At 37.6% G+C, this 4,426-nt stretch carries 4 protein-coding genes; 2 read left to right on the plus strand and 2 right to left on the minus strand.

The features are described 5' to 3' along the window. Positions 1-85 precede the first annotated feature (85 nt). Together AC06OU_RS05210 and AC06OU_RS05215 are read right to left on the minus strand one after the other, a co-directional pair. Entirely contained in the window at positions 86-1,255 is a 1,170-nt protein-coding gene (locus AC06OU_RS05210) for a CAP domain-containing protein (protein ID WP_475854424.1), read from the minus strand. A gap of 32 nt (positions 1,256-1,287) precedes the next feature. Beyond that, positions 1,288-1,923 carry a YigZ family protein gene (locus tag AC06OU_RS05215; protein ID WP_475854425.1) on the minus strand — a complete coding sequence of 212 codons (636 nt, stop codon included), beginning with the start codon at positions 1,921-1,923 and terminating at the stop codon, positions 1,288-1,290. 139 nt (positions 1,924-2,062) lie between these two features. On the opposite strand from AC06OU_RS05215, the gene AC06OU_RS05220 reads away from it, so the two are divergent. Further along, positions 2,063-3,208 carry a sensor histidine kinase gene (locus AC06OU_RS05220; RefSeq protein WP_475854428.1) on the plus strand — a complete coding sequence of 382 codons (1,146 nt, stop codon included), beginning with the start codon at positions 2,063-2,065 and terminating at the stop codon, positions 3,206-3,208. Between the two features lie 37 nt (positions 3,209-3,245). Next, on the plus strand, positions 3,246-3,920 hold the full coding sequence (locus tag AC06OU_RS05225) for a response regulator (protein ID WP_475854430.1): 675 nt from the start codon (positions 3,246-3,248) through the stop codon (positions 3,918-3,920). Positions 3,921-4,426 lie beyond the last annotated feature (506 nt).

The following is a 4,426-nucleotide window of genomic DNA, read 5'->3' on the forward strand; positions in this document are numbered from 1 at the left end:
TAATTTCCCTCGTTATTCGTGATGTCATTTAAAAAGAGTGTAGACAAAGCCAAAATACGAGACTTTGTCTACACTCTACTAGCTATTAAGGCTTTATAAAATTTTGAGTGTAATAAGGAATGGAGCCATGTGTCCATTTCACAAAGTAGACACCCACTCCTACATGGGTGTAGGCAGTGTTTATTACATTTTTTCGATGACCTAGTGAATTCATTAATGCTTCATGAGCAAAATATGGGTCCGTGTATCCCATCGCAATATTTTCTCCGGCATTTCTAAATTGTACGCCGCCTTTTTCTAAACGGTCAAAAGGTGACTCACCTTTAAGATTATTATGATTAAAATAATCGTTCTTGCCCATATCTGCACTATGCTTGCGCGCTACATCCGCTGCCTTTGGAGCCGATTGTAAAACTTGAACGCCATGAGCTTTTCTTTCTGCATTGATTAAATCAAATAAAAGATTCTCATAACCTGTTTCTAGTGTTGTAGACTTTTTGGGATATAAATTTGGATTATTGTTTATTAGTTGGTAGTCTACTAAGTAAATAGCTGAGATTTTATTGTCATTATGGACGTCTATGAAGAAGTTTGCTTCATATTTTGGTGTCGCGTAAGTAATAATCTCTACTGGGTACGTATTTCCACTTGTTTCATAGCTTTTACCAAATTTGTTCTCGAGCTGACTGATTGTATTGGAAACGGAAATTCCGTTAACTTGAAAGCTTTTATCCTTTGTATATAAAGAAGATATTTTATTGCTAAGTGTACTGATCGCATAAAATTTGTCGTAATTGTTATGGTATATCCCAGTAATTGCTCCAAATTCGTTAGCGACAGTTTTCTTCGCAGCACCGAGCTTATTAGTGACTGTTGAAATGGAATCGCCAATCATAAAAGAAGTGGTCGGAGCAGGTGTGCAATTTAATTGGCTAAGTTTAGATTTAGATGGTGTTTGATAAAGAATCGATGCATCGTCCTTAATTACTAATCCGCCACCAAGGTGATAATATGTTGACTTGTTAGCATAGACTCGATAATTATCTCCAGGCTTTACTGTTCGGAATGTTTCAAAGTTGCCATTATTGTTTTTATAAATCGTTGTCGGCTGTTGGATAAGCACTCTACCAATCTGTCCTTTTTTCAGCTCAACGCCATCCCAAGTGACTTTATCTGGACAATCAGCTGCAAAAGTAATTGCAGGAGCAATACTTAAGCCGAATAGTAACATAAGTAAAATTGAGAATTTTTTCATCTTTTTCCATCACTCCTCTACCTAATTATAAATCAAACGACATCAAACTCCAAAAATACTTTTTCGACAATGTCGATTTTTGCTTGGCCGTTTGTTATTTCTGTTACCCACTCTAAAAATTTTAACTCATCTTCGGCTTTGGTGTATACATATATTTCCACTAAAACTGCGTAAGCAATATCCTTTAGAGGATAGACTGAATTTCTAATTTCATTTTCAACTTTTCCTAGCCATGTATAATCTATAGAAATTTTCATTAAATGATGGAGCTGACATTCTACTTCTCCTGCTGCCTCGATGCCTTCCGTAGTCGCTTTACTATAAGCCCGAATAAGGCCACCACCCCCAAGCTTAATGCCTCCAAAGTACCGTGTAACTACTACGACAGTATCTTTAAGTGCTCTTTTCTTAAGGACTTCAAGCATCGGAACCCCAGCAGTACCACTTGGTTCGCCATCGTCATTCGCTTTTTGAATGTGATCATGCTCGCCAATTATGTATGCAGAACAGTTATGATTAGCATCTTTATGCTTTTGTTTGATACTATTAATAAAATCTTGTGCTTCTTCTTCTGATTCAGCGCGTTGTATATAAGTTATAAATCGGGACTTTTGAATAATAATTTCACTTTGTGCGTATCCCTTAATTGTTTGATAATTGTTTCTCATAATAAATTTCCCTCCTAAATGCTTTGAAACATACTTGTAAACTAATTTTAATTTAATTTTAGTTAATTAGTGCTATAATAGAATTTGTCAGTAAAAATGAATGAAGACTCATGTTAAATGTCTAAAGGAGAAAAAACAGATGACGAACAAGAATCTTGAATTGCAATCGTTAGATGTTATTTTCGATCGAATGGTCGAAGTAATGGATCATTCGAAAAAGGATATATTTATTATAAGCGAACAAAGTCGTCAAAGCTTCGAGGAAATGAAAGTTGAGTTAGAAATAATTCGCGGAAGCATTGAGGCTGTCATTCTGGAAGGAGACTCGCTTGAGGCAAAGTCGAGACTTGCTCGTAATAGATTAGCAGAGGTTTCGAAGAATTTTAACTCATACGATGAACCGCAAGTACGTAGCGCTTACGAAAATGCAAATGAGCTTCAAATTAATCTTTTAATCAAACGTAATGAAGAAAAACAACTGAGACAGCGTAGAGATGAACTAGAAAGAAGGTTGCAAGGACTATTAGAAATGATAGAACGTGCAGACCAGCTTGTCAATCAAGTCAACATTGTCATCAACTATCTTACTTCAGATTTAAAGGAAGTGGGAGAAGCACTTGAAAACGCAAAAATTAAACAGGATTTTACACTGAAAATTATTGAAGCACAAGAAGAAGAAAGAAAACGCCTTTCACGAGAAATCCATGATGGTCCTGCCCAAATGCTAGCAAACGTGTTACTAAGAACTGATTTAATCAATCTTACGTATCAGCAGCGTGGTGGAGAAGAGGCCATGAAGGAAATTATCGAATTGAAGAGCACTGTGCGCGAAGCACTTTCGGAGGTACGTCGCATTATCTATGACTTACGTCCAATGGCCTTAGATGACCTAGGTTTAATCCCGACGCTTCGAAAATACATTGCCACTACGGGAGAATACAATCCCACAAAGAAAATACATTTTCAAACATATGGAGAAGAAATACGAATTCAGCCTAAATTTGAAGTAGCCATTTTCCGTTTAATCCAAGAATGTCTGACGAACGGACTAAAACACGGTCAGTTTTCCGAAGCATGGGTGAAGGTAGAATGGGTGAAACATAAGATGAACATTATCGTAAAGGATAATGGAATCGGTTTTGATCCAAAAGTGGTAAAAGAAAAATCATTCGGCTTGATCGGTATGCAAGAGAGAGTCGATTTACTAGAGGGTTCGATGAAAATTTTATCGTCCCCAGGAAATGGAACTACTATTTTGTTTAGTATTCCAATAAATGAGGAATAGAAACTATAGCTGTTTTTTTAATAGGAGGAAATGACCAATGACAAAAATTATCATTATAGATGATCACCAACTTTTCCGTGAGGGAGTAAAGAGAATACTAGACTTTGAAGATTCATTTGAAGTAGTAGCAGAAGGTAGCGACGGCAACGACGTTCTACGCTTATATGAGCAAAACTTACCAGACGTAGTGTTAATGGACATCAATATGCCAACCAAAAACGGAGTAGACGCTACAGAAGAACTAATTGAAAAATTCCCAGATGCAAAAGTAATCATGCTTTCTATCCATGATGATGAATCTTACGTATCTCACGCATTGAAAACTGGTGCATTAGGCTATATGTTAAAAGAAATGGATGCTGTGGCAATCGTTTCAGCAATCAAAGTAGTAGCTAAAGGCGGCTCTTATTTACACCCAAAAGTAACTCGTAATCTAGTATCAGAATTCCGTCGTCTAAGTGAACGCGAAAACAAAGGAAACTTCCACCAAACGGAAATCCGTCGCCCATTCCACTTACTAACGAAGCGCGAATGCGAAGTACTACAATTACTAACTGACGGACAAAGCAACCGTACAATTGGAGAAACACTATTCATCTCCGAAAAAACAGTTAAAAACCATGTATCCAGCATTCTTCAAAAAATGAACGTAGACGTCCGTACCCAAGCGGTAGTAACCGGCATCAAAAACGGTTGGGTTGAAGTTCGATAATACTATAATAGATTAATATCGTGCCCAATATGTATGCCCCTCCAGATTATTTTTCTGGAGGGGTTTTTGGTTGGAGAGAACCTTGCAGAGATGAGCGAGAACCTTGCGGAGTGAGTGAAAACCTTGCAGAGACGAGTACAAACCTTGCACAAACGAAAAAATCTTGCGGAGACGGGTTAGAACCTTGCGGAGATGAGCGAGAACTTTGCAGAGATGGAGTCAAACCTTGCAGAGACGAGTACAAACCTTGCACAAGCGAAAAAACCTTGCGAAGACGGGTTAGAACCTTGCGGAGACGGGCTAGAACTTTGCAGAGATGGAGTCAAACCTTGCAGAGAAGAATACAAACCTTGCACAAATGAAAAAACCTTGCAGAGACGAGCACAAACCTTGCGCAAACAAAAAAATTAGTTAATGCTTGAATAAGTTGTCCGATCCCCATCTTATTCTTTCCAAACAAAATATCTTTTCCTACCATTTTCATGGCCTTCTATATTTGTAAAACT

The sequence above is a fragment of the Psychrobacillus sp. genome, assembly GCF_056205495.1.